Source organism: Arsukibacterium ikkense (assembly GCF_000987775.1).
Lineage (GTDB): Bacteria > Pseudomonadota > Gammaproteobacteria > Enterobacterales > Alteromonadaceae > Alishewanella > Alishewanella ikkense.
Map to the genome: position 1 here is coordinate 214,376 of NZ_LAHO01000001.1, position 24,533 is coordinate 238,908.

General features: G+C 50.2%; 21 protein-coding genes and 2 tRNA genes. 20 read left to right on the top strand and 3 right to left on the bottom strand.

All coding sequences use genetic code 11. The features are described from left to right. The first annotated feature begins 19 nt into the window (after positions 1 to 19). Together WG68_RS00970 and WG68_RS00975 are read left to right on the top strand one after the other, a co-directional pair. On the top strand, positions 20 to 643 hold the full coding sequence (locus tag WG68_RS00970; protein ID WP_046555780.1) for an HD domain-containing protein: 624 nt from the start codon (positions 20 to 22) through the stop codon (positions 641 to 643). 81 nt (positions 644 to 724) lie between these two features. Then, positions 725 to 3,418, top strand: a complete 2,694-nt coding sequence (locus WG68_RS00975; protein WP_046555781.1) for a DUF2339 domain-containing protein — start codon at positions 725 to 727, stop codon at positions 3,416 to 3,418. 106 nt (positions 3,419 to 3,524) lie between these two features. Here WG68_RS00975 and WG68_RS00980 read toward each other — a convergent pair whose 3' ends face one another. Together WG68_RS00980 and WG68_RS00985 are read right to left on the bottom strand one after the other, a co-directional pair. After that, positions 3,525 to 4,370, bottom strand: a complete 846-nt coding sequence (locus WG68_RS00980; protein ID WP_152663003.1) for a type 2 periplasmic-binding domain-containing protein — start codon at positions 4,368 to 4,370, stop codon at positions 3,525 to 3,527. Between the two features lie 53 nt (positions 4,371 to 4,423). Beyond that, positions 4,424 to 6,172: a DEAD/DEAH box helicase gene (locus WG68_RS00985; RefSeq protein ID WP_046555783.1), complete on the bottom strand. Its 1,749-nt coding sequence runs from the start codon at positions 6,170 to 6,172 to the stop codon at positions 4,424 to 4,426. A gap of 114 nt (positions 6,173 to 6,286) precedes the next feature. On the opposite strand from WG68_RS00985, the gene WG68_RS00990 reads away from it, so the two are divergent. After that, positions 6,287 to 6,688, top strand: coding sequence for a hypothetical protein (locus tag WG68_RS00990; protein WP_046555784.1), 402 nt, complete (start codon positions 6,287 to 6,289; stop codon positions 6,686 to 6,688). Here the strand turns inward: WG68_RS00990 and yhbY are convergent, their stop codons facing one another. Next, a complete protein-coding gene (yhbY, locus tag WG68_RS00995) occupies positions 6,689 to 6,985 on the bottom strand; it encodes a ribosome assembly RNA-binding protein YhbY (RefSeq protein WP_019675844.1) in 297 nt (98 codons plus the stop codon). A gap of 82 nt (positions 6,986 to 7,067) precedes the next feature. Between yhbY and rlmE the strand changes: the two genes are divergently transcribed. From rlmE to WG68_RS01080, 17 genes are all read left to right on the top strand, one after another. Next, on the top strand, positions 7,068 to 7,697 hold the full coding sequence (gene rlmE, locus WG68_RS01000) for a 23S rRNA (uridine(2552)-2'-O)-methyltransferase RlmE (RefSeq protein ID WP_046555785.1): 630 nt from the start codon (positions 7,068 to 7,070) through the stop codon (positions 7,695 to 7,697). A 46-nt stretch (positions 7,698 to 7,743) separates the two neighbouring features. Continuing rightward, positions 7,744 to 9,675: an ATP-dependent zinc metalloprotease FtsH gene (gene ftsH, locus WG68_RS01005; RefSeq protein ID WP_046555786.1), complete on the top strand. Its 1,932-nt coding sequence runs from the start codon at positions 7,744 to 7,746 to the stop codon at positions 9,673 to 9,675. Positions 9,676 to 9,766: 91 nt separating this feature from the next. Next, complete coding sequence (folP, locus tag WG68_RS01010) at positions 9,767 to 10,606, top strand: dihydropteroate synthase (RefSeq protein ID WP_046555787.1); 840 nt, start codon at positions 9,767 to 9,769, stop codon at positions 10,604 to 10,606. Further along, positions 10,603 to 11,937 (top strand): phosphoglucosamine mutase, encoded by a 1,335-nt coding sequence (gene glmM, locus WG68_RS01015; protein WP_046555788.1) that lies wholly within the window; start codon positions 10,603 to 10,605, stop codon positions 11,935 to 11,937. Before folP ends, glmM begins: the two co-directional genes overlap by 4 nt. A gap of 123 nt (positions 11,938 to 12,060) precedes the next feature. After that, the gene (gene tpiA / locus WG68_RS01020) at positions 12,061 to 12,798 is read left to right on the top strand and encodes a triose-phosphate isomerase (RefSeq protein WP_046555789.1); all 738 of its coding nucleotides are present in this window, start codon (positions 12,061 to 12,063) and stop codon (positions 12,796 to 12,798) included. Between the two features lie 2 nt (positions 12,799 to 12,800). After that, the gene (gene secG / locus WG68_RS01025) at positions 12,801 to 13,124 is read left to right on the top strand and encodes a preprotein translocase subunit SecG (protein WP_046555790.1); all 324 of its coding nucleotides are present in this window, start codon (positions 12,801 to 12,803) and stop codon (positions 13,122 to 13,124) included. Positions 13,125 to 13,136: 12 nt separating this feature from the next. Beyond that, positions 13,137 to 13,221, top strand: a tRNA-Leu gene (locus WG68_RS01030). Between the two features lie 75 nt (positions 13,222 to 13,296). Continuing rightward, positions 13,297 to 13,373 (top strand) — tRNA-Met (locus WG68_RS01035). A gap of 238 nt (positions 13,374 to 13,611) precedes the next feature. After that, complete coding sequence (gene rimP, locus WG68_RS01040; RefSeq protein WP_046555970.1) at positions 13,612 to 14,067, top strand: ribosome maturation factor RimP; 456 nt, start codon at positions 13,612 to 13,614, stop codon at positions 14,065 to 14,067. A 34-nt stretch (positions 14,068 to 14,101) separates the two neighbouring features. Further along, positions 14,102 to 15,598, top strand: a complete 1,497-nt coding sequence (gene nusA / locus WG68_RS01045; protein ID WP_046555791.1) for a transcription termination factor NusA — start codon at positions 14,102 to 14,104, stop codon at positions 15,596 to 15,598. Positions 15,599 to 15,623: 25 nt separating this feature from the next. Beyond that, positions 15,624 to 18,308: a translation initiation factor IF-2 gene (gene infB, locus WG68_RS01050; RefSeq protein WP_046555792.1), complete on the top strand. Its 2,685-nt coding sequence runs from the start codon at positions 15,624 to 15,626 to the stop codon at positions 18,306 to 18,308. An 86-nt stretch (positions 18,309 to 18,394) separates the two neighbouring features. Next, a complete protein-coding gene (gene rbfA, locus WG68_RS01055; RefSeq protein WP_046555793.1) occupies positions 18,395 to 18,811 on the top strand; it encodes a 30S ribosome-binding factor RbfA in 417 nt (138 codons plus the stop codon). Beyond that, the gene (gene truB, locus WG68_RS01060; RefSeq protein ID WP_046555794.1) at positions 18,811 to 19,764 is read left to right on the top strand and encodes a tRNA pseudouridine(55) synthase TruB; all 954 of its coding nucleotides are present in this window, start codon (positions 18,811 to 18,813) and stop codon (positions 19,762 to 19,764) included. The genes rbfA and truB overlap by 1 nt, the downstream gene beginning before the upstream one ends. A 99-nt stretch (positions 19,765 to 19,863) precedes the next feature. Continuing rightward, positions 19,864 to 20,133: a 30S ribosomal protein S15 gene (rpsO, locus tag WG68_RS01065; RefSeq protein WP_046555795.1), complete on the top strand. Its 270-nt coding sequence runs from the start codon at positions 19,864 to 19,866 to the stop codon at positions 20,131 to 20,133. Between the two features lie 185 nt (positions 20,134 to 20,318). Beyond that, complete coding sequence (pnp, locus tag WG68_RS01070) at positions 20,319 to 22,448, top strand: polyribonucleotide nucleotidyltransferase (RefSeq protein WP_046555796.1); 2,130 nt, start codon at positions 20,319 to 20,321, stop codon at positions 22,446 to 22,448. Position 22,449: 1 nt separating this feature from the next. Next, positions 22,450 to 23,349 carry a lipoprotein NlpI gene (nlpI, locus tag WG68_RS01075; protein WP_152663004.1) on the top strand — a complete coding sequence of 300 codons (900 nt, stop codon included), beginning with the start codon at positions 22,450 to 22,452 and terminating at the stop codon, positions 23,347 to 23,349. Beyond that, complete coding sequence (locus WG68_RS01080; protein WP_046555797.1) at positions 23,336 to 24,529, top strand: hypothetical protein; 1,194 nt, start codon at positions 23,336 to 23,338, stop codon at positions 24,527 to 24,529. Before nlpI ends, WG68_RS01080 begins: the two co-directional genes overlap by 14 nt. The last annotated feature ends 4 nt before the right edge of the window (positions 24,530 to 24,533 follow it).

A 24,533-nucleotide genomic window follows, 5' to 3' on the forward strand; every position in this document is an offset into this window, starting at 1 on the left:
CTATGCACGTTGCTGTGCAATGATGCAGTATGAAAAGCAGTTTGTTGACTATATTCAAACTGAAATGCGCCAGGATATCGCTCATGATCTGAACCATGTTTTAAGAGTAGTGAGCACGGCCAAAAACCTGACTGAACAAGAAGGGGCCTGCCTGGAAGTGGTGTTACCCTCGGCGTATTTGCATGACTGCTTTTCATTTCCTAAAAATCACCCTGAACGTGCGCAAAGCTCTGGCGTGGCTGCAGAGAAAGCTATTGGTTTTCTCTCGTCAATTGGTTACCCGGCTGTGTATTTTGAAGCGGTGAGGCATGCGATAGTGGCGCATAGTTTCAGTGCCAATGTGCCGCCACACAGTTTGGAAGCAAAAATTGTGCAGGATGCTGACAGGTTAGATGCGCTTGGCGCCATTGGCATTGCCAGATGTTTGCAAGTTAATACCAGCTTAGGCGTCGGCCTTTACCAGAGTGAGGATCCGTTTTGTACGCAGCGCCAGCCTGATGATGGCAGCTATGCCATTGATCATTTTTATAACAAGTTATTTAAACTGGCCGGTACCATGCATACTGCATCAGCCAAAGCCGAGGCCGAAAAGCGAATTGCCTTTATGCAGGCGTATTTGCGCCAACTTGGCACAGAGCTGTAACCGCCGAGAACCAAAAAGATAAATTTGCTTTAATAGCGCACAATTTTTATGCTGCAGTAACGTTAAGAATGGAAGCGCAGCATGTTTGAATTGATGGCGGTGTTAGCGGTATTGCTGGTACTGGTTGGCTCGGTATGTGGCATTGTTGCTATGGTGCAACTGAGTGGGGTACGCCAGCAACTGGCAATGCTGGCTATGCAGCTGCAGCCAACTGCGGACAATAACGCCTCTGCACAAGTTACGAAAGCTGCTGTTACCTCAGACACTGAGCCGGCAATTAAGCCTGTTATGAAAGCTGCGTCGGCAGATACCATCACTGCTGAAATAATTACGCCTCTTTCTGTCAACCTGCGTGCTACCACAACCATCGATATGACTCTGGCTCCTGCCAGCAGGTCTGTGCAACAGGCTGGCTCGCAGGCAGAACTCCAAGCGCCAGCAAACTGGCTGGGCTGGCTGGAGCGGCAGTTGATTGATCGTGGCATGGTATGGCTGGGCGGGCTGGCGCTGGCGTTTGGCGGTATTTTTCTGGTGCGTCACTCGCTCGACGCTGGCTGGTTCTCGCCTACCTTGCGAATTGTCAGTGGTGTGGCCATGGGGTTACTGCTGGTAGCTGGCAGCGAATGGTTGCACCGCAAGCGGCTGTTTAGTCAGGCTTTAGATAATTACATACCGGCGGCGCTGGCCAGTGCCGGCTTTATTACCCTGTATGCGGCGTTGTTAATGGCGTATCAGTTTTATCAGCTGTTACCGGCAGGGCTCACCTTTGCTTTACTGGCGCTGGTGGCGCTTAGCGCGTCGTGGTTTTCATTACGCCAGGGGTCGATTTTAGCCGTTATTGGTATTGTAGGAGCCTATGCTGTGCCCTTACTGGTCAATACCGGCAGTAATAATTTACTGGCGTTGTTGTTATATGTCGGGGTTATTACCAGCTCGTCGGTATTGGTTGAACAACGGGTGCGCCGGCCCTGGCTATGGTACTTGCCGATGGCTGCCCATTGTTTATGGTTGCTGGCGGCGCTTGGCAGTGCTGCGCCAGGGCAGGTTTGGCTGCTGTGGCTGGCGTTACTGCTTAGCATGGTGTTGCTGGTATGGTTGCCGCGAATTGGCTGGCGCGGCCAGAGGTTGCGACTGGCCAGCGTGCCGCTGGCACACTGGTGGCCACCACTGCGCGAGCATGGCCTGGGTGCGGTATTACTTCTACTTAGCGTCTGTTGCCTATGGCAATTTAATAACCCTATCAGCTATATAGCGCTGGTTGCTCTGATCACACTGTTGTATCTGATGGCGCTGAGCGATGGCCGCTCTGAGCTATGGCTCTGGGCCGGTGGTGGTCTGGCGCTTTGCTGGGCCGCGTTAAACCCCATTCAGCCGCCATCTTTGCTGGAGCCATTACTAGATTGGTTTAGTGGCAGCTTGCTGCAAACGCAACTGTTGCTGCTGCTGTTGTGCGCGCCATTGTTAGTGCGGGTCTGGCTGGCTAACCGGCTGCAGTGGTCAGCGGTACTGGCGGTATTACCTGTGCTGTTGCTGGGGCTGAGCTATCATCTGGCAAGCGCAGCGGTTCAACAGCAACTGCAACCGGCCTGGATGCTGTTTGCCGCCTTACTGGTGATGTTGCAGGCGCTACTGGCTCATCGCACCAGCTTAGCGGCACTGGCCTTTATTCACAGTGCTGGCGCGAATTTTGCGCTGACGTTTTGTTTTGCCCTGTACTTGCAGGCGGCCGCGCTTACTGTGGCGATTGCCGTGCAACTGGTGCTGATGTCGCTGTTAAGTTTTAAAGCGCGGCTACCCTTGCCCGCCTGGCTGGTTAAAGGCTTATTGGCGCTGATATTGCTGCGCCTGACGTTAGCGCCACTGACGGGCAGTTATGAGGGCATTACCATGCTCGGGCTGCACTGGTCGCTAGTGGTGTATCCGCTAACCCTGGGCTGTCTGCTTACTGGCTGGTGGTTGTGGCGCGGCAGTGCCTTACAAGCAGTGCTGGAAGGGGCTTGTCTGCACTTGCTGGCGGTATTTATCAGCGTGCAAACCCAGTATTGGTTAAATGCCCAGGTACTGGATTTTAATCAGCTGAATTTTACTACCATGGTGGTACACAGTTTTAACTGGTTATTGCTGGCGCTGGTGTATCAATGGCGCAGCTATCAGGCCGGCGCATTGCAACGGTTGTATCGGCTGGCGGCCGGCGTATTACTGGTGCTGGCCGGACTGCTGCAACTGCAGCTGAACACCAGCCTGAACCCGTTTTTCAGCGATCAGGCGCTGGGGCGCTGGCCGTTGCTGAATTTACTGTTGTTTCTATGGGGCCTGCCGGCGTTGCTGTGCTATTTGCTGGCCAGGCTGGGGGCAAAACAGCAAGTGGTGAATCGTTACCAGCCTGGCGGCTATTATCTGGCGGCCGGGTTGGCGCTGTTGTTTCTGATTGGCAGTGTGCGCCATTTCTGGCAAGGGCCGGGCATTAACCTGGCATTGGCTAGCAGTAACGCTGAGCACTACAGCTATTCGCTGGTGTTTTTAGTGCTGGCGGTGTTAGTGGTGGTGCTGGCGGAATTAAGGCGCCTGGCAAAACTTCGTAAGGCCGGTTTTGCCTTGTTATTTGCCGTGGTGCTAAAGGTGTTTATTTTTGATTTAAATGAACTGAGCGGTTTATTAAGGGCAGCATCCTTTATCGGTCTGGGGCTGAGCCTGGTGTTGTTAAGCGCCTTGTTTCAGCGACTGCAACACCAGCAGCCCGCTGTAACAGCGCCAGAAGCCGGTTCAGTCAGTTGAGCCGGAGAAAGTCGCGCTGTTGTGATAGCGGCCGCTGTAGTCAAAAAAGCAGAGAGTATAGAGGCAGTGTAAGTGGCAGTTGCTGCTGATATCTGCCTACTTACTTCTACGGCGCTTGTTGCAGGTAAAGTAGCGCGTTTTTATGCTGACTGGCTGGAATGCCCTGTAGCATAAGCTGTTGGTACGCAGGGTCCTGGGTAAGGGTGCGGATCGCTTGATTCAGCAATGGCATTAACTCGGTCATTGCTGCAGTATTGGAGCAGGCAAAATGGCCGAGCTGAAACGGCTCTGTTTCCTTAAAAGCAAAATAGACGAGTTGCTCATCCTGGTTGATTAACAGGGTTTCATATTCAATGATAATATCTACAAATTCACGCTGTAGCATGGGCAGAAGCTCAGTGATTTGATTGCTGGAGCTGGTTCGGGTGTATACAGCAGGAAAATCTTTGAGCCCTTGCAGTAATATGTCGGCCTGGGTGCCGTAGCTGCGGTTAGATTCAATGCCCAGTACTGGCGGCTGCTTTTGCGTCATCAGATCTCGAAGCGAAATTTCGCCATGGTTTAGCTGCTCAGTCAGTGTGGCGGCCCATTTGGAATCTTTCTTAACCACCAACCGCAATGAGTTTTCTAGCATGTAAGGTAGGCTAAATTGAAAACGGTCTGCTCTGTCTAATGTTTTAATCAGCCATGGCATACAAGCCAGCGGCTGCTCGCTGACCCATATTCTGGCGCGATTACGGGTTATCTGCTGAGAGCTGTAAGGAATGCTCAGGTTATCGAGGATAGTTTGCAACAGCGCTGCTTGGTGCATTTGCGGCTGGTCTGCCCCAAGCCAGTTCACTACATCGGCAATGATCAGGGTTGTATCTGTGCCGGAAGGATCTGCAGCTAATGCCGGGCCTGCCATACCCAGCGCTATAGCAAACATTGATGTACCAAGCGGTCGCTTCATGATGAAGGGAAACCCGAATATATAATTATCTAGTATAGCCCGGCAGCTTAAACTTACAAACTCTCAGGTGTTTGATAGCGGCCACTGTAATCAAAAAAACTCTCCAGCAGCTGCCAGCCTTTACTGGTTTTCTTCAGCAGCATAAGCTGTGGTGGGCGGAATGTATGCTGATCGGCCACCAGTGCGCTGGCGCTTTGGTAGTTTTTCTGCTTTAACCCCGGAGTACGGCTGTGTGGCTGCACAAACACGGCATATAACGCCCGGCGCTGGGCGGGTGTGTCCAGTTTAAAATGGCGATAAAACGGGTTGCCGTCACTATCGAGATACTGCACCTGCAGCACACCTTGCTGCTCGCTTAGCACCATGTGCTGGCAACGAAATAAGTGATGGTGTTTTTGACTTAATACTTCTTTTAAGCGTTTATCCGGATCAATCAGCTGTGACTGACAGTGCTGGCATTGCCTGGCAGCAATATCGTTTTCTGCGCCGCAATCGGGGCAAATTCTGGCGCGAAAGCGATAACTGCATTGCTGGGGGGCAGTGGCGGTTGCATGTTGCAGTAACCCCTGACAACGCCGGCCATAGTGTTCAATAATATCACCGTCGTTATCCACCAACCCCCAGAAAATATTGGCAAAGCCACATTCAGGGCAGGGTACTTGTACCGGCACGGCTTTGCTGACGGGTCTTGGGCTGCCCACTTCCGGGTAGAATAAATCGTAGCCATTAGCGGCGTAATCAATGATCAGGCAATGTGTTTTTGCCGGGCTGCTGCGCAGGCCGCGGCCGACCATTTGCTGAAATAAGCTAACCGAGGCTGTCGGCCTCAGAATGGCAATCAGATCAACATGCGGCGCATCGAAACCTGTGGTTAACACCGCAACATTCACCAGAACTTTCAGTTGCTGTGCTTTAAAAGCACTGATCAGCTGGTCGCGCTCGTTGTGGGGCGTGCTGGCGGTAAGCAGCGCCGCGTCCTGGCCATGCTGCTGTAGCAGACTAAGCACTTCGTTGGCGTGGCGCACCGTGGCCGCAAAAATCAGTATGCCTTGTTTACTGGCGGCCAGTTGGCACAGTTGGCCGACAATCAGTTTGGTAGCCCGGCCCATTTTGCCAAGAATGGAGTCTATTTGCTGCTCGCTGTAGTCAAGGCTATTGGCCGGTTGCAGGCTGCTGAAGTCATACTGGGCTGCCAGGCCATCCAGCAGCACAGGCTTGGCTAAGTATCCCTTATTAATTAACGGCCGCAGCGGCAACTCAAAAATACAGCGCTCGAAACTGGCCTGCTCAACCGAGCCTACCCGGCCGTGGTAATGGCTGCGGTAAATCCAGCCTGTGCCCAAGCGGTAAGGGGTGGCAGTAAGGCCAAGTATTTTAAGTTCGGGGTTGTGCTGGCGTAAATGTGTAAACAACAGTTGATACTGACTGCTCTCCTCCAGGCTAACCCGGTGGCACTCGTCGATGATAAGTAACGAAAAAGGCTGGTTAAACTGCGCCAGATTACGCGCCGCAGACTGGACGCTGGCAATCACGGTTTTAGCAGAGCTGTCTTTTTGCTGCAGGCCGGCGGCGAAGATGCTGCCGTTGTCGCCTAACAGGCCTACTTTCTCGGCATTTTGCGCCACCAGCTCTTTGACATGGGTCAGAATAAGCACCCGCCCTCTGGCGACTCTGGCCAGTTCCGCCAGCACCAGGCTTTTACCGGCACCGGTAGGCAATACCATCACGGCTGACTGATTGCTGTGTTGAAAATGGCTGATAGCCGCATTTACAGCTTGCTGCTGGTAGTCTCTTAATTGCATAAATTCTTTTTTCAGCCGGGGGCCGGGATGCCCGTTTTGCCAACTTTACCACAGGTCAGAGTTTTGATTTACCATCGATAGGTTACAGTATTGGCTGGTTGACTGGAGTAACAAATGAAAAATAAGCAAACTTTTAGTCTGAGCCTGGAACAACGGGCGCTGTGGGTGCGGGCAGATGGCATCTGGAATGAGCGCACCGCCAAAGACTATGTGCGGGAATTCCGGCAGTTGGTACAACCGATCCTGACTGAGCCCTGGGCGGCAGTGCTGGATATCCGCCAGTGGCAATTAAGCCCGGCTGACGTGTTCAGTATTCTAAAAGACAATACGCAGTGGTGTTTTGCGCACAATCTGCGCCATGTGGAAACCATCTATGCCGACAATGCGGTAGTAATGTGGCAGTTTGTCAAAGCGACTGAGGTAACTAACCGGCCGGCAAACCTGATAAGCCAGGTTGCTACAGACGAACAAGCTGCCCGCAAGGTGTTACAGGCAGCTGGTTTTTTAACGGGCTAATCAGCCACGTGGTAACTGAATTTTTTTCGCTTCACTCTGGCGGTACAACACCAGGGTTTTGCCAATCACCTGCACCTTGTCGGCTTTGGTTTCACGAATTATCGCATCCATGATCAATACTTTTTGTTCGCGATCTTCAGTGGGCACTTTTATTTTTATCAGCTCATGAAAGCTAAGCGCTACTTCAATTTCAGCGACCACGCCTTCGGTAAGGCCATTGCCACCCAGTAAAATAACCGGTTTTAGCTCATGCGCTTTAGCTTTTAAAAATTGTTTTTGTTTATTGGTTAAACTCATATAGGTAGAATATCCGGATTCAAGCTTGATTTTTGTCTATTGTAGCGCCATCTCAGGCATAACACTATTTAAGAGTGGTACCATGACCAAGAAAAAACGCTCTGCCAGCTCAACGCGTTGGTTAAAAGAGCATTTTGATGATCACTTTGTGCAAAAAGCACAGAAGCTGGGGTTGCGTTCCCGTGCCTCGTTTAAGTTAGAAGAAATTCAGCAGCAGGATAAGCTGATGAAGCCGGGCATGACAGTAGTGGATTTAGGCTCGGCACCGGGTAGCTGGTCGCAGTATGTGGTTGGTGTAGTAGGGGCCTCTGGCACCGTTATTGCCTGTGATATCCTGCCAATGGACCCGCTGGCCGGGGTGGCGTTTTTACAGGGCGATTTTAGGGAAGAGGCTGTGTTAAATGCTTTACTGAGCCGGATCGGCGGTAAGACCGTAGATGTGGTATTATCTGATATGGCACCGAATATGAGCGGCAATGATACAACCGATCAGGCCCGCTCGATGTATCTGATAGAGCTGGCGCTGGATATGTGCCAAAAAGTTTTGAAGCAAAATGGCAGTTTTGTGGTCAAAGTGTTCCAGGGGGACGGCTTTGAGGCCTTTTTAAAGGACGTTCGAGCGCAGTTCACCACAGTAAAAATACGTAAGCCCGATTCATCCCGCGCCAGATCGCGGGAAACATATATCGTGGCCACCGGCTTTAAAGTTTAGTACAGTAGCCGGTAACTTTTTTTAAGCGAAGAATGAGGTTATAACCTTGAGCGACATGGCAAAAAATTTGATTGTCTGGTTGGTTATTGCAGTAGTACTGATGTCGGTGTTTAACAGCTTCGGCCCCAGTGAAAGTGCAGACAGACAAACCAGTTACACTCAATTTATTAAAGACGTGAATCAGGGCCAGATCCGCGAGGTCAAGATTGAACGCAGCGGTGTGATCACCGGTTTACGCGCCAGCGGCGAGCGTTTCGAAACGGTATTGCCGGTAAACGATCCTAAGCTGATGGATGACTTGCTAAGCAATAATGTCAGAGTAATTGGTGCCAAACCTGAAGAAAGTAGCTGGTTGGCAACTATTTTTATTTCCTGGTTCCCAATGTTGCTGTTAATCGGCGTCTGGATCTTTTTTATGCGCCAGATGCAGGGCGGCGGTGGCAAAGGTGCCATGTCGTTTGGTAAAAGCAAAGCGCGTTTAATGGGTGAAGACCAGATTAAAACCACCTTTGCAGATGTTGCCGGTTGTGACGAAGCAAAAGAGGAAGTGTCTGAGCTGGTCGACTATTTAAAAGATCCGTCGCGCTTTCAAAAACTCGGCGGCAAAATTCCAAAAGGTATTTTAATGGTTGGCCCACCGGGTACCGGTAAAACCTTGCTGGCAAAAGCGATTGCCGGTGAAGCCAAGGTGCCATTCTTTACCATTTCAGGTTCTGATTTTGTTGAGATGTTCGTCGGTGTCGGTGCGTCCCGGGTGCGTGATATGTTTGAACAGGCCAAGAAAGCTGCACCTTGTATCATCTTTATTGATGAAATTGATGCGGTAGGCCGTCAACGTGGTGCCGGTTTAGGCGGCGGTCACGATGAGCGTGAACAAACCTTAAACCAGATGCTGGTTGAGATGGACGGTTTTGATGGCAATGAAGGCGTAATTATCATTGCAGCCACTAACCGGCCGGACGTGCTAGATGCGGCTTTACTTCGCCCTGGCCGCTTTGACCGCCAGGTAGTGGTGGGTTTGCCGGATGTGCGTGGTCGTGAGCAAATTTTAAAAGTGCATATGCGTAAAGTGCCATTAGCAGATGATGTTAAAGCCAGCGTAATAGCGCGTGGCACGCCGGGTTTTTCCGGCGCTGATTTAGCCAACCTGGTGAATGAAGCGGCGCTGTTTGCTGCTCGTAGTAACAGCCGGGTAGTCAGCATGGAAGATTTTGAACGCGCCAAAGACAAAATTATGATGGGCGCTGAGCGGCGCTCGATGGTAATGACTGAAGCCGAGAAAGAAATGACGGCTTATCATGAAGCAGGCCACGCCATTATCGGTTGCCTGGTACCGGAGCATGATCCGGTACATAAGGTTACTATTATTCCGCGCGGCCGCGCCCTGGGCGTCACCTTCTTTTTACCGGAAGCCGATGCTATCAGTATCAGCCGGCGTAAATTAGAAAGTAAAATCTCCGTAGCCTATGGCGGGCGTTTGGCCGAAGAGCTTATTTTTGGTAGCGATGCGGTCTCTACCGGTGCCTCGCAAGATATTAAATATGCTACCTCTATTGCCCGTAACATGGTGACCCAGTGGGGTTTCTCTGACAAGCTGGGGCCGCTGTTGTACGCGGATGAAGAGGGTGAAGTATTCTTAGGGCGCAGTATGGGTAAGTCAAACCATATGTCTGATGAAACGGCCAGCATTATTGATATGGAAGTGAAGCAGATTATTGACCGTAATTACCTTCGTGCCAAAACCCTGCTGGAACAGAATATGGATATTTTACATGCGATGAAAGATGCGCTGATGAAATACGAAACTATTGATTCCAGACAAATTGACGATTTAATGAAACGCGTTGAAGTACGTCAGCCTGAAAACTGGGAGCCGCGTGATAAGGGTAACAGTGATGATGACAGTGCGGGTAAAGCAAAAACCGACAGCGATGGTCCGGTTGCCACTGACAAGCCGTCAGAAGGTAATTTACACTAACCATATGCATTAACTGCATTCGATGTTTATAATCCAAACCCCGGCATGCCGGGGTTTGTTTTTTTGAGCACGCTTGTTAAAGGTAATCGTTATGCTGATCCCTCTTCCCCGCCAGCGCCAGTTAGATTTGTCCCGCCCTGTGGTGATGGGCATTTTAAATATTACACCTGATTCATTTTCTGATGGTGGCCAGCATTTATTGCCCGATGCTGCACTGCGTCAGGCCCGGCAGATGTTAGCCGATGGTGCCGCTATTTTAGATATTGGCGGTGAATCAACCCGCCCCGGGGCTGTGCCTGTGCCGTTACAACAGGAATTAGACAGAGTAGTACCGGTGATTGAAGCTATTCGTCAGCACTTTGACTGCGTTATCTCAGTGGATACCAGTAAAGCTGGCGTGATGTCAGCGGCGGTTAAGGCTGGCGCCGATATGATCAATGATGTACAGGCGTTGCAGGGCGAAGGGGCGCTTAGCTGCGCTGCAGAGTTAAATGTACCGGTTTGCCTAATGCATATGCAGGGTGAACCACGCACTATGCAATTACAGCCCGGGTATGATGATGTGGTAGCCGACGTGGTGAAGTATCTGCAACGTCGGGCGCTGGATTGTCAGTTTGCGGGTATCGCTAAAAATCAGCTTATACTCGACCCCGGTTTTGGCTTTGGTAAAAGCCTTAGCCATAACTATCAGCTGTTGGCTGCATTGGAACAGCTGGTTAAACTGGGTTATCCCGTGCTGGCGGGGATGTCACGTAAATCAATGGTGGGCCAGTTGCTGAACTTAGCGGTTGAGCAACGTTTGGCAGGCAGTCTGGCCTGTGCCACAATTGCAGCATTACAGGGAGCCCGGATTATCCGGGTACATGATGTGAAAGACACGGTACAAGCAGTGCAGGTTGCCACTGCGGTACGCTATGGAGTAGAGGCATGACAAGAAAATATTTTGGTACCGATGGCGTACGGGGCCGGGTTGGTGAGTTTCCGATAACGCCTGAATTTGCGATGAAACTGGGCTGGGCTGCGGGCCGGGTTTTGTCGGCGCGGGGTACCCGCAAAGTGTTAATTGGCAAAGATACCCGCATTTCCGGCTATTTGCTGGAAACTGCATTAGAAGCAGGTTTAGTTGCTGCCGGTGTGGATGTGCGGCTGTTAGGGCCTATGCCGACTCCGGCCGTCGCCTATTTAACCCGAACCTTTCGCGCCGAAGCCGGCATTGTGATCAGTGCTTCGCACAACCCTTATTACGACAACGGTATTAAGTTTTTCTCAGCCGATGGCACTAAATTGCCTGATGAGGTAGAACTGGCAATAGAGCATGAGCTGGAACTGCCGATGGTATGCGAGCCCTCGGAGAACCTGGGCCGCGCCATGCGGATTGACGACGCCGCCGGGCGTTATATTGAATTTTGTAAAAGCCATTTAAAGAATCATTTATCGCTAAAGGGCCTTAAAATTGTCATCGACTGCGCACATGGTGCCACTTACCACATTGCCCCTGCGGTATTTAAAGAGTTAGGTGCCGAAGTCATTGCCATTGGCTGTAAGCCGGATGGGTTTAATATTAATGACAAATGCGGAGCCACCCATACCGATTTAGTGCAGCAAACGGTATTAGAACAGCAGGCTGATTTAGGCATTGCCTATGACGGCGACGGTGATCGGGTAATGATGGTTGATCAACATGGCCGGGTGCTGGACGGTGACGAGATTGTTTATATTATTGCCCGCTGCGCCCAGCGTGAAAATACCTTGCAAGGCGGCGTGGTCGGTACCCTGATGAGTAATATGGGGCTGGAACTGGCGTTAGCGGCACTGAATATTCCTTTCGTCCGCAGCGGTGTTGGCGACAGGTATGTGATGGAATTACTGCGCGAGAAAAACTGGCGTATTGGCGGCGAAAATTCCGGCCATGTACTTAATCTGGATCATGCCTGTACCGGCGATGGCATTATCGCCTCGCTGCAGGTGTTAAACGCGATGCTGGTCAGTGGTGAGAGCCTGGCGCAGTTAAGCGAAGGCATGCATAAGTTGCCGCAGGTGTTGGTGAATGTGAAGTTTGAGAAAGGCACCGCGCCACTTGAAAAACAGCATGTAAAACAAAAAATAGCCGAAGTGGAAACTTTACTTGCCGGTAAAGGCCGGGTGTTAATCCGCAAATCCGGTACTGAGCCACTGATCCGGGTAATGGTGGAAGGCGAAGATGCAGGTCTGGTACGTGACTATGCGGAGCAAATCGCCGCGGCAGTCAAGCTGGCCAGTTAAGTGCAGCCGTAAAGTATCGTTTGGCCATTTAAACCGCAGTTAACCGGCTATGCTACTGTTAATGCTTGTTCTTGGCGCCAGGCTTGGTTAGTATTCCGGCGCTTTTAATCAGGAAAACATGTTATGTCTGCAAAAAAACTGATCGCTGCCAACTGGAAAATGAATGGTTCCAGGGCACTGGTAGAGGCTGTTTCCCAGCAGTTAACGAGCATAAATGCAACGGTGGATGTATTAATCTGCCCACCAGCAACCTTGCTTGCCCACTTTCCTGTGAGTGAACATTTTAGCCTGGGTGCGCAAAATATCAGTGAACACCAGCAGGGAGCTTATACCGGAGAGCTGAGTGCCGGGCTGCTACTGGAAGCCGGCGCCAGCTTTGTGTTATTAGGTCACTCTGAACGTCGGCAATACTATGCAGAAACGGATGCGCTGGTTTGTGCAAAATTGCAGCAGGCAGTTGCTGCAGGGTTAACGCCAGTGCTTTGTATTGGTGAAACTTTAGCTGAGCGTCAGCAAGAAAATACCCAGCAGGTTATTGCGAAACAATTAGCGGCGGTGTATGCTTCGCACCCCGAATTGCTGGTGAAATCGGTGATAGCATATGAACCGGTTTGGGCAATAGGCACCGGGGAATCGGCAACACCGGAGCAAGCGCAGGCAACCCATGCGTTTATCCGCGCGCAGCTGGCACTGTATGATAGTGCAGCCGCTGCGAAGGTAAGAATTTTATATGGTGGCAGTGTTAACGCGGCAAATTGCCAGGCGTTATTCGCGCAAGCCGATATTGATGGTGCTTTAGTTGGCGGTGCCAGCTTAAAACCAGATGAATTTATGCAAATTTGCCAAAGCGCAAAGGACTAAGCATGTACGAGATTATAATTGTAGTTTACTTACTGGTGGCATTGGCTTTAATTGGTCTGGTGTTAATTCAGCACGGCAAGGGTGCTGATATGGGCGCGGCCTTTGGTGCAGGAGCGTCAGCCACAGTATTTGGTTCGTCAGGCACTGGCAACTTCTTAACCAAAACCACCACTGTACTGGCCACCTTATTTTTTGTGTTAAGTATAGTGCTGGGTAACTACACAGCCAAGCAAAGTGTGCCTGTTGACGAGTGGGATTTATCGGCCCCGGCCATTGAACAGGCCCCGGTTAAGAAAGACGATAACAGCGACATTCCGGTAGGCTAACCTCTCTTTTCTGCCGAGGTGGTGAAATTGGTAGACACGCTATCTTGAGGGGGTAGTGTCTTCGGACGTGCGGGTTCAAGTCCCGCTCTCGGCACCAACTAAATCAATAGCTTTGTAATGCAAGGCTTGCGGTAACAGGCAAGGCGCTATATAATATGCGCCATTAGACGGACGCGGGATGGAGCAGTCTGGTAGCTCGTCGGGCTCATAACCCGAAGGTCGTCGGTTCAAATCCGGCTCCCGCAACCAACTTAAGGTTAAACAGTTATATCGAGATTGCGCCCTTGGGCTCCTCTTTATAACCGCAGGGCGAAGGTCGTAAATCCGGCTCCCGCAACCAAATTACAACAACACTTCATTGGCGATATGGGTGTTGTTCGGATGTTAATTCGCCCCGCTTGTTCGGGGCGTTTTCGTATCTGGCGTGTCAGTTTTATGCAGTAATGGGCGCTATGCCCATTTTTTATTGGTGTATTCGGAGGTCTTTTTGACTAAACAAGAACAACAACTGGTTGAGTTGTTGAACCCGACAGTAACTGCTGCCGGTTTTGATTTATGGGGTATTGAGTTGCTGCGGGCTGGCCGCCATACCACGTTGCGGTTGTATATCGACCATAGCGACGGTATTACGGTTGAAAATTGTGCTTTGGTAAGTCGTGAAGTCAGCGCTGTGCTGGATGTCGAAGACCCTATTCCTGCTGAGTATACTCTTGAGGTGTCATCACCGGGTTTAGCCAGACCACTGTTTACCGAAGCGCATTTTATGAGTGCGGTAGGTCAGCAAATCGAAGTAAAGCTGACAATAGCACAAGATAACAGAAGAAAATTCAAAGGCATGTTGCAGGCGATAGACGCTGACATGTTAGTTATGGAAGTAGATGGCAAACCCTATCGTTTGCTGCTGGATAATATAGACAAAGCAAACGTAGTACCGGTTTTTTAAGGTATTAGGGTCGCGTCAGAACGAGGCAGATACAATGGCAAAAGAAATATTATTGGTTGTCGATGCAGTATCGAATGAAAAATCAGTACCACGGGAAAAGATTTTCCAGGCACTGGAGTTCGCACTAGCTGCAGCCACTAAAAAGAAAAATGAAGCCGACATAGAAGTGCGGGTAAATATTGACCGTAAAACCGGTTCATATGAAACCTTTCGCCGCTGGGAAGTGGTGGCTGATGATGCGGTGCAGGAACATCCTACCCGTGAAATCACCTTATCGGCTGCGCAATATGATGCGCCGGAAGTAAACATTGGTGATTTTTACGAAGAACAAATTGACTCTATCGAATTCGACCGGATCACTACCCAGATGGCCAAGCAGGTTATCGTGCAGAAAGTACGGGAAGCCGAGCGTTCTCAGGTGGTTGAAGCTTATATTGATCAGGTGGGCGAGCTGGTTACCGGTATCGTTAAAAAAGTAAACCGCGACAGCATTATTGTCGATTTAGGCAACAATGCTGAGGCAATATTGCCGCGGGAAGAAATGTTACCGCGCGAAACTTACCGTCCGGGCGATCGCATTCGCACCTTATTGTATGATGTAAAACCAGAAGCACGTGGCGCGCAGTTATTTTTAAGCCGTGCCCGCCCGGAAATGCTGCTGGAACTGTTCCGGATTGAAGTGCCGGAAATTGGCGAAGAAATGATTGAGCTGCGCGGTGCGGCTCGCGACCCAGGTTCACGTGCTAAAATTGCCGTGAAAAGTAATGACCGCCGGATTGACCCGGTGGGGGCTTGCGTTGGTATGCGTGGTTCTCGGGTGCAGGGCGTGTCAAACGAGCTGGCCGGCGAACGGGTTGACATTGTATTGTACGATGATAACGACGCCCAGTTTGTAATTAACGCCATGGCTCCGGCGGAAGTCGCGTCGATTATCGTTGATGAAGATACCCATTCAATGGATATCGCCGTTGAAGATTCTAACCTGGCGATGGCGATTGGTCGTAACGGCCAGAACGTACGTTTAGCCAGCCAGTTAACGGGCTGGGAACTGAATGTAATGTCAGTGTCAGATATGAAGAAAAAGCATCAGGAAGAAACAGAAAAAGTACGGCAGGCCTTTATGGACGCGCTGGAAATTGATGAAGACTTCGCCGATGTGTTGGTTGAAGAAGGGTTTTCCACCCTGGAAGAAGTGGCGTACGTACCTATCAGCGAATTATTGTCGATTGATGGTTTTGATGAAACTATTGTTGAAGAGTTACGAGGCCGGGCGAAAGCCGTATTAACCACCCGTGCTCTGGCCAGTGAAGAATCGCTGGAAGATGCCAAGCCAACCGAGGCGCTGTTAGCGCTGGAAGGTTTAGATACTCATACCGCTTATGTGATTGCCAGCAAAGGTGTTACCACCCTGGATGACTTAGCTGAGTTAGGTGTCGACGATTTATTAGATATAGCAGATGTAACTGAACAAAAAGCGGCTGAGCTGATTATGGCTGCGCGTAATATTGTTTGGTTTAGTGAAAGTAACTGAGTAGTCAACGGAGGTAACAACACAAATGGCAGAAGTCACCATAGAGAAGCTGGCCAGTGATGTCGGTACAACTGTTGATCGGTTAGTACAACAATTTGCTGATGCAGGTATCACTAAAGCTGCGGGGCAGCAGGTATCTGAAGATGAGAAAAAAACGCTGTTAGATCATTTAAGTAAGCAGCATGGCGGCAAATCGTCAGAGCCTTCAAAGCTGACGTTAAAACGCAAAGAAAAAACCACACTAAGTGTTGCTGGTGGCGCTGGCCGTAACCGCGAAATTCAGGTTGAAGTGCGTAAGCAAAAAACCTATATCAAAAAGCCAGTGCTTGATGAAGCAACGCTAAAAGCCCAGGAAGAAGCGCGTTTAGCAGAAGAAAAAGCCAATGCGGAGGCCACACGTGCCCGCCAGGAAGCTGAGCAAAAGGCGCGGGAAATAGCTGCCGCCAAAGCGAAAGAAGAAGCCGAGCGTAAGGCCGCTGAAGCGAAAAAGCGGGAAGAAGCCAAGCAAGCGCAATTATTAAAAGACGATCCGGAAGAAGCGGCACGTCGCGCAGCAAAAGAAGAAGCCAAACGCGAAGCGGACCATATTCGTCAGCAGCAGGAAGCCGAAGCCTTACGCAAGCTGGAAGAAGAAGCGAAAAAACAAGCTGAAGCCGCCCGTAAACTGGCTGAAGAAAACAGCGAGCGCTGGGCGCAGGAAGAAAAAGCCAAGTCGACTGAAAAAGACGATTATCACCTGACCAGCAATGAGTTTGCCAAGCAGGCTGAAGATGAAGTTGATGCCAAGGAAGAACGGGCAGGACGTCGTGGCGTAGGTAAAAAGGCGCCACCTGCTAAAGGCAAAAAGAAAGATGACGGGAACGATAAAGAAGCCTTTAACCGCGCTAATCGCCATGCCAAGAAAAAGAAAACCCCAACCAGCATGCAGCATGGTTTTAACAAGCCAGCCCAGCCGGTAGAGCGTGAAGTGAAAATCGGTGAAACCATTACCGTTGCTGAACTGGCTGCGAAAATGGCGGTGAAAGCGTCTGAAGTGATTAAAGCCATGATGAAAATGGGCGCTATGGCGACCATTAATCAGGTAATTGATCAGGAAACTGCGGCCATTGTTTGTGAAGAAATGGGCCACAAGTTTACTCTGACCAAAGAAAATGAATTAGAAGAAGCGGTAATGTCAGATCGCGAAGGTGAAGGGGAGCTGGAGCCGCGGGCACCGGTTGTTACTGTTATGGGTCACGTTGACCACGGTAAAACCTCATTACTGGACTATATCCGTAAAGCCAAGGTTGCTGATGGCGAAGCCGGTGGTATTACCCAGCACATTGGTGCCTACCACGTTGAAACGGACCGCGGTATGGTGACCTTCCTGGATACCCCAGGCCACGCGGCATTTACCTCAATGCGTGCTCGCGGTGCTAAAGCGACTGACATCGTCATTCTGGTGGTAGCGGCTGACGATGGCGTTATGCCACAAACCCGTGAAGCGATTCAGCATGCGAAAGCGGCTGGCGTGCCGATAGTGGTAGCGGTAAACAAAATTGATAAGCCAGAAGCAGACCCGGATCGGGTTCGTAATGAATTATCACAGTTTGATGTTATATCTGAAGAGTGGGGCGGCGATACCCAGTTTGTGCAGGTGTCTGCTAAATCTGGCCATGGTATAGATGACCTGCTGGAAGCCATTCTGAATCAGGCTGAACTGCTTGAATTAAAAGCCGTTCGCAAAGGTCTGGCGCGCGGTGCTGTTATTGAATCACGGCTTGATAAAGGCCGTGGTCCGGTCGCATCAATTCTGGTACAGGAAGGTACCCTGAATCAGGGTGACATCGTCTTGTGTGGCTTTGAGTATGGCCGGGTGCGGGCAATGCGCGACGAAAATGGTCGTGACGTCAAAGTGGCAGGTCCGTCTATTCCGGTAGAGATACTGGGCCTGTCTGGCGTGCCACAAGCCGGTGATGAAGTTACCGTGGTAAAAGACGAGCGTAAAGCACGGGAAGTCGCGTTATACCGTCAGGGTAAATTCCGCGATGTTAAGCTGGCGCGTCAGCAAAAAGCCAAGCTGGAAAACATGTTTGCTAACATGGAAGAAGGTGATGTATCAGAACTTAATCTGGTACTGAAAGGCGATGTGCAGGGCTCTGTGCAGGCGATTTCTGAATCACTGGCTAAACTGTCTACTGATGAAGTTAAAATTAAAATCATTGGTAGCGGCGTCGGTGGTATTACTGAAACGGACGTTACCCTGGCTGCGGCTTCGCAAGCCATTATTATCGGCTTTAACGTGCGTGCTGATGCCTCTGCCCGCAAGATGATTGAAGATGAAGGCCTCGACTTACGTTACTACAGCATCATTTATGAGCTGTTAGATGAAGTCAGAGCGGCGATGACCGGTATGCTGGCACCCGAGTTTAAACAGCAGATCATTGGTCTGGCTCAGGTGCGTGATGTGTTCCGCTCACCGAAGTTTGGTGCGATAGCCGGCTGTATGGTTACCGAGGGTGTCATTAAACGTAACGCACCTATCAGGGTACTGCGTGATAACGTGGTGATCTTTGAAGGTGAGCTGGAATCGTTGCGTCGCTTTAAAGACGATGTCAGCGAAGTTAAAAACGGCTTTGAATGTGGTATTGGTGTGAAAAACTACAACGATGTTCGCGAAGGCGATCAGATTGAAGTATTTGAAACCATTCAGGTTGAACGTACTTTATAAAGTACCGCTGGCCAGGTAAAACATAGTACAGGGGCCTTTAGTGCCCCTGTTGTGTTGTTTCTGGCCCCAAATTGGATTAGACAGTAATGGCAAAAGAATTTTCCCGCGTTGACCGGTTATCCCAACATATTAAGAAAGAAATGGCAGTTATTCTGCAGCGCGAAATTAAAGATCCACGATTGCACACGATGATTACCGTGTCTGATGTAGAAGTATCGCGTGATCTGTCACACGCCAAGGTGTTTGTAACCTTTTTAGGTATGGATGACAGTAAGGTTGAAGATAACCTGAAAATTTTAAATGATGCTGCTGGCTTTGTGCGCAGTTTAATTGGTAAGCGCATTCAAACCCGCATAGTGCCGCATATTCGCTTTGCCTTTGATCAGTCATTAAACGAAGGTATCCGGATGGCCAGTTTAGTGGCAACGGTGCGCCAGGAAGACGAGCGCAAGCGCAAAGACGCCGGGCTGGAACCAACAGATAACGACGGAGCTGATGAGTAATGGCTCGTAAAAATGCCAGAGCAGTTAATGGCATTCTGTTACTGGATAAACCGCTGGAAGTGAGCAGTAACGGTATTTTGCAGCGGGTGCGTTGGTTATATCAGGCACAAAAAGCCGGCCATACCGGCGCGCTGGATCCGATGGCGTCGGGTTTATTGCCCATTTGCTTTGGTGAGGCGACCAAATTCAGCCAGTTTTTACTGGACACCGATAAAACCTATTTAGTGACCGCCTGTTTTGGCGTACGCACCAGCACCAGCGATGCCGAAGGCGAGGTGATCAGTGAACGGCCAGTCAGTTTTACTGACAGCGAACTGGAGCAGGCCCTGCAAACCTTGCGTGGTGATATTCTGCAAGTGCCAACCATGTTCTCTGCGTTAAAGTATCAGGGCCAGCCGTTATATAAATATGCCCGCCAGGGTATTACTATTGAGCGTGAAGCCCGGCCTATTACAATTTTCCGGTTTGAACTGTTACAGCGCAGCGCTAACCATGCCGATTTTATGGTGCATTGTTCGAAAGGCACTTACATCCGCACCCTGATTGACGATTTAGGCGAGTTGTTAGGCTGTGGTGGCCATGTCAGCAAATTGCACCGCACCCAGGTTGGGCCTTTTAACGCAGCGCAAATGGTTAAGCCTGAGCAATTAGATGCACTGGCCGAACAATGCCATAGCAGCGCTGACTTTACCCCGTTAGATGCACTGTTGCTGCCACTGGACGCCGGTATTGTAACCATGCCGGCCATAGCGTTAAGTGCTGAGCAACAGCATCAGCTGCAACATGGTCAAAACTGCACTATAGCAGTGGCTGATATTGCCGCGATTAAGCTACTTGGGCCAGGTGAGGTTTTTATTGGTATTGGTCAGGTGCAGCAGGGCGTGCTCAGTTCGCGTCGTTTACTGAACACCAGTGCCGAACAACAGCCGGCTGGGGCGACAAACGCCTTGTAAAAAAGGTGCAAAGTGCTATTATATGCCGGATTTTCTGGGGTCTGCTGGATGAGTGATCGGCGATTCCCTTATTTTAGTTCACTCACATTGGAGTTAAATATGTCATTAAGCGCTGCTGATAAAGCAAAAATTGTTGCTGACTACGCTGTAAAAGAAGGCGATACCGGTTCACCAGAAGTACAGGTTGCCCTGTTAACTGCGTCAATCACTCACCTGCAAGGCCACTTTGCACAGCACAAGCACGACTTCCATTCTCGTCGTGGTTTGTTACGCATGGTTAGCCAGCGTCGTAAGCTGTTAGATTACTTAAAAGGCAAAGATCAGAGCCGTTACACTACTCTGATCGGTCGTTTAGGTTTACGTCGTTAATCGCTAAGCGATAACGCAAAAAAGAGGCTTTCGAGCCTCTTTTTTTATGGGATTTTTTTAAACACTATTTTTACTGAGCTCTTTACTGAACTATCTTTTGTAACAGGTTACAGAGTATACTGTGCAGGCAGAAAACACAGAGAAAAACATCGCAATTCGGCGATTAAGATTAAGGAAATACACACGTGACTCCCATCGTAAAATCATTTCAGTTTGGCCAACATACCTTTACTTTAGAAACCGGCGTTATCGCCCGTCAGGCAGATGCCGCAGTGCTGGCCAGCCTGGGAGATACTTCCGTTTTAGTAACAGTTGTTGGTAAAAAAGAACCTAAACCTGGTCAGGACTTCTTTCCGTTAACCGTAAACTACCAGGAAAAAATGTATGCAGCTGGCCGTATTCCGGGTGGCTTTTTTAAACGTGAAGGCCGGCCAAGTGAAGGTGAAACCTTAATTTGCCGCTTAATCGACCGTCCTATCCGGCCATTATTCCCGGAAGGCTTTACTAATGAAGTGCAGGTTATTGCCACTGTAGTGTCTGTACAGCCGGAAATTCAGCCAGATATCGTTGCCTTAATTGGTACTTCTGCAGCCTTAGCCTTGTCAGGTATTCCGTTTGCCGGCCCTATCGGTGCAGCCCGTGTTGGCTATATTAACAACCAGTATGTGTTAAACCCGTCAGAAGAAGAGCTGAAAAGCTCGAAACTGGATTTAGTGGTTGCCGGTACTCACAATGCAGTGTTAATGGTCGAATCGGAAGCCAACATTTTGTCAGAAGACGTGATGTTAGGCGCTGTCATGTATGGCCACGAGCAAATGCAAACAGCTATTAATGCCATTAATGAATTAGCCGCTGAAGGCGCAAAACCTGCCTGGAACTGGCAGGCACCTGCGAAGAACCTACCGTTAATCGCCAAAGTAGCAGAACTGGCGACAGCTGATATCAGCAGTGCTTATCAGATCACTGAAAAAGCCAAACGTTACGAGCGGATTGCGGAAATTAAAACCGCACTGCATGCTAAGTTAGCAGCAGAACTGGCAGAAGGCGAAGCGCTGGACCAAAATGAATTTGGCGATATTTTCCATGACCTGGAAAGTAAAGTGGTACGCAGCCGCATTACCAAAGGCGAGCCTCGCATTGACGGCCGTGACCCGGAGATGATCCGTGGTTTAAGCGTGATGACCGGCGTGTTACCCCGTACCCATGGTTCATCATTGTTTACCCGTGGTGAAACCCAGGCGCTGGTTACCTGTACTTTAGGTACTGCCCGTGATGCCCAGAATATCGATGACTTATTAAGTCAGAAAACCGATACCTTTATGCTGCACTATAATTTTCCTCCGTACTGTGTCGGTGAAACCGGTATGGTTGGCTCGCCTAAGCGCCGCGAAATCGGCCACGGCCGTTTAGCCAAGCGCGGTGTGTTAGCAGTAATGCCTGATTTTGAAGACTTCCCGTACACAGTGCGCATTGTGTCTGAAATTACTGAATCTAACGGTTCAAGCTCAATGGCGTCAGTTTGTGGTTCGTCTTTAGCCCTGATGGACGCTGGTGTACCTATTAAAGCCTCAGTGGCCGGTATTGCCATGGGTCTGGTGAAAGAAGGCGACGACTTTGTGGTGTTGTCAGATATCTTAGGTGATGAAGATCACTTAGGCGATATGGACTTTAAAGTAGCGGGTACCACTGAAGGTATTACTGCACTGCAAATGGACATTAAAATCGACGGCATTACTCAGGAAATTATGCAAATTGCGTTAAAACAGGCCAAAGCCGCCCGTTTGCATATTCTGAACGTGATGGACCAGGCGATTAGCGGCCACCGTGAAGAAATGTCTGAGTACGCGCCGCGTATTTACACCATGAAGATTAATCCGGAGAAAATCCGTGAGGTTATCGGTAAAGGTGGTGCTGTTATTCGTCAGATCACTGAAGAGTCAGGTACTACTATTGAGCTGGAAGACGACGGCAGCATTAAAATTGCCGCGACCACAGCCAAAGCTGCCCAGATTGCCATTGATAGAATTAACGCCATTACTGCTGACATTGAAGTAGGTGCGATTTATCAGGGTGAAGTAGTGCGGATTGTTGACTTCGGTGCCTTTGTTAATGTGTTGCCAGGTAAAGATGGCTTAGTGCATATTTCGCAAATCTCTGATGAGCGGGTAAGCAATGTTGCTGAACACTTGCAGTTAGGCCAGAAAGTGGCCGTGAAAGTACTGGAAGTGGACAAGCAGGGCCGGGTACGGTTAAGTATTAAAGAAGCGAATACTAAACCAGCCGAAACGGCGGCCAATGCTGAGCAAGACGCTTAAGATGTTAAGTGTTAAATCTGGTGTAACGGCGCTGATATTGGCGCTGTTAATAACCTTAAGCGGTTGTGCTTCCAGCCAACCGTCATCGTCTGCGGCCTGGCTTACGCCAGAGCCGCTGGCGGTACCTTATCGTACTGAACTGGCGATTGCCCGTTTAACCGAAATTCTACAACGTGCTGAGTTATCAGAAGAGCAGTCGGCACGCTTATACTATGACCGTGGTGTGATGTATGACAGTGTGGGATTGCGCTCCTTAGCCCGGCTGGATTTTATGCGGGCGCTGCGCTTTAAACCTGATATGGCCGATGCCTACAATTTTGTCGGTATTCATTACACTCTTAGCGGTAACTTCGATCAGGCTTATGAAGCCTTTGATTCAGCGCTGGAACTTGCGCCCGATTATGAATATGCCTATTTAAACCGCGGTATTGCTTTGTACTATGCTGGCAGGGCTGATTTAGCAGTACCGGATCTGCAGCAGTTTTTGCAGCTGCGACCGGCTGACCCCTATCGGGTGGTATGGTTGTATCTGGTGCAGTCAGACGTATCGGTTGCCACCGCCAGGCAAGGTTTAGTGGCAAATTTACCGCAATTAGATGCAACTGACTGGGCAACGAATATTCCGCGATTTTATAACGGTGAGCTGACTGAGCAGCAACTGTTACAGTCGGTACTTGATGATTTAACCGGGCCACGGCTACTGGCAGAACGTTTATGCGAAGTGTACTTTTATCTGGCCAAGTGGCATGAAGCTCAGCAGCGCCCGGAGCAGGCATTTGAATATTATAAAAAAGTATTAGCAACCAATGTGTTTGAGTTTGTTGAGCACCGCTATGCCAGGCTGGAAATGGCCAGGTTAAGAGGTGAAGCACTGGCCGGTGAAACCGATGGTTTTCACTAAACCGCGCTTGTGTCGTGTCACTAAAAGCCAGCTAGCTGGCTTTTTTGCATTTTTACTGTTGGGTTGCACCCCGCAGACTGCGAATGACAGCCAGCAACAATTAATACAACAGGCAAAGACCGAACCCACTGCTGCCATGCAACTGGCCCGGCAACGCCTGGCCAGCAGTGAGCTTGACAGCGCGTTACGCTGGTTCCGGCAGGCTGCATTGCTGGGGGACCCTGATGGTTTAAACCATGCTTTGCAGTTGCAACAGCGGCTGCAGGGACGGTTGGCCACGGCGCACTGGCTAGAGCGGCAATTAGTGGCTGAACAGTTAGCTGTAACGGCCATCAACGATAGCCAGCGGGCCACCCTGGGCTTATGGCATACTTCGTCATCCACCCTTGCCAATACCGGCTATCAGGCCGCCAGCGGCTGTCAACTGACGATACAGCCGGTTGTCAGCCAGCAAGCCGGTATGGCGCGGTGGCAGCATTTAAACGCGGCCTGGGCGGTTGATCCGCTGCTGAGTCAGTTGCCGGTGTGTTTTAATGATGTGGTGCAAGTGCGCGCGACTGAGCTTAACTGTAGCGACGATGCCGCTAAGCGCATTGAGTGTGATTATTCGGTATTAACCCGGCAGGTGTTAGCAGGCGAGTTCAGCCAGTTGCTGATTATTGCCGGTCAGGGGCTGGCCAGTTACAACAATGGCATAGTGCAACTGCCGGATACCGCCAGCCTGGCGTTATTGCAACATGAGTTTATGCATGCGCTGGGGTTTATTGATGAATATCCGTTAGCGAAAGCAGCCGCTGAAAAGCTGTGCCAGCCCGGCCATTTTGCCGCTAATTTGCTATTTGATAATAGTCCTGCCACCCTGGCAGCCTGGCAACAACGGTGGCAAGTCAAGACTGCTGCATTGGAACTGACCGCGGTGGATACCTGTCAGGCAACCAGACAGCAGGCGTATCGGCTGGTAGCGGGGAGCAACCCTATGCAGTCGTACCAGGCGGCGATGCCAGAGCTATACCAGCAACTGATGACTCAGGCACTGCAACAGCCGGAGCAAATTATGCCGGTACAGTATTATTTTGCCTATCTGGCGCGGCAGCAAGAGGCCTGGCAACAATGGCATGCGCTGATGCAGCTTGCCGCCAGCCATGGTTATGATGAAGCCATTAGTGCACTGCAGTTGTAAGCAG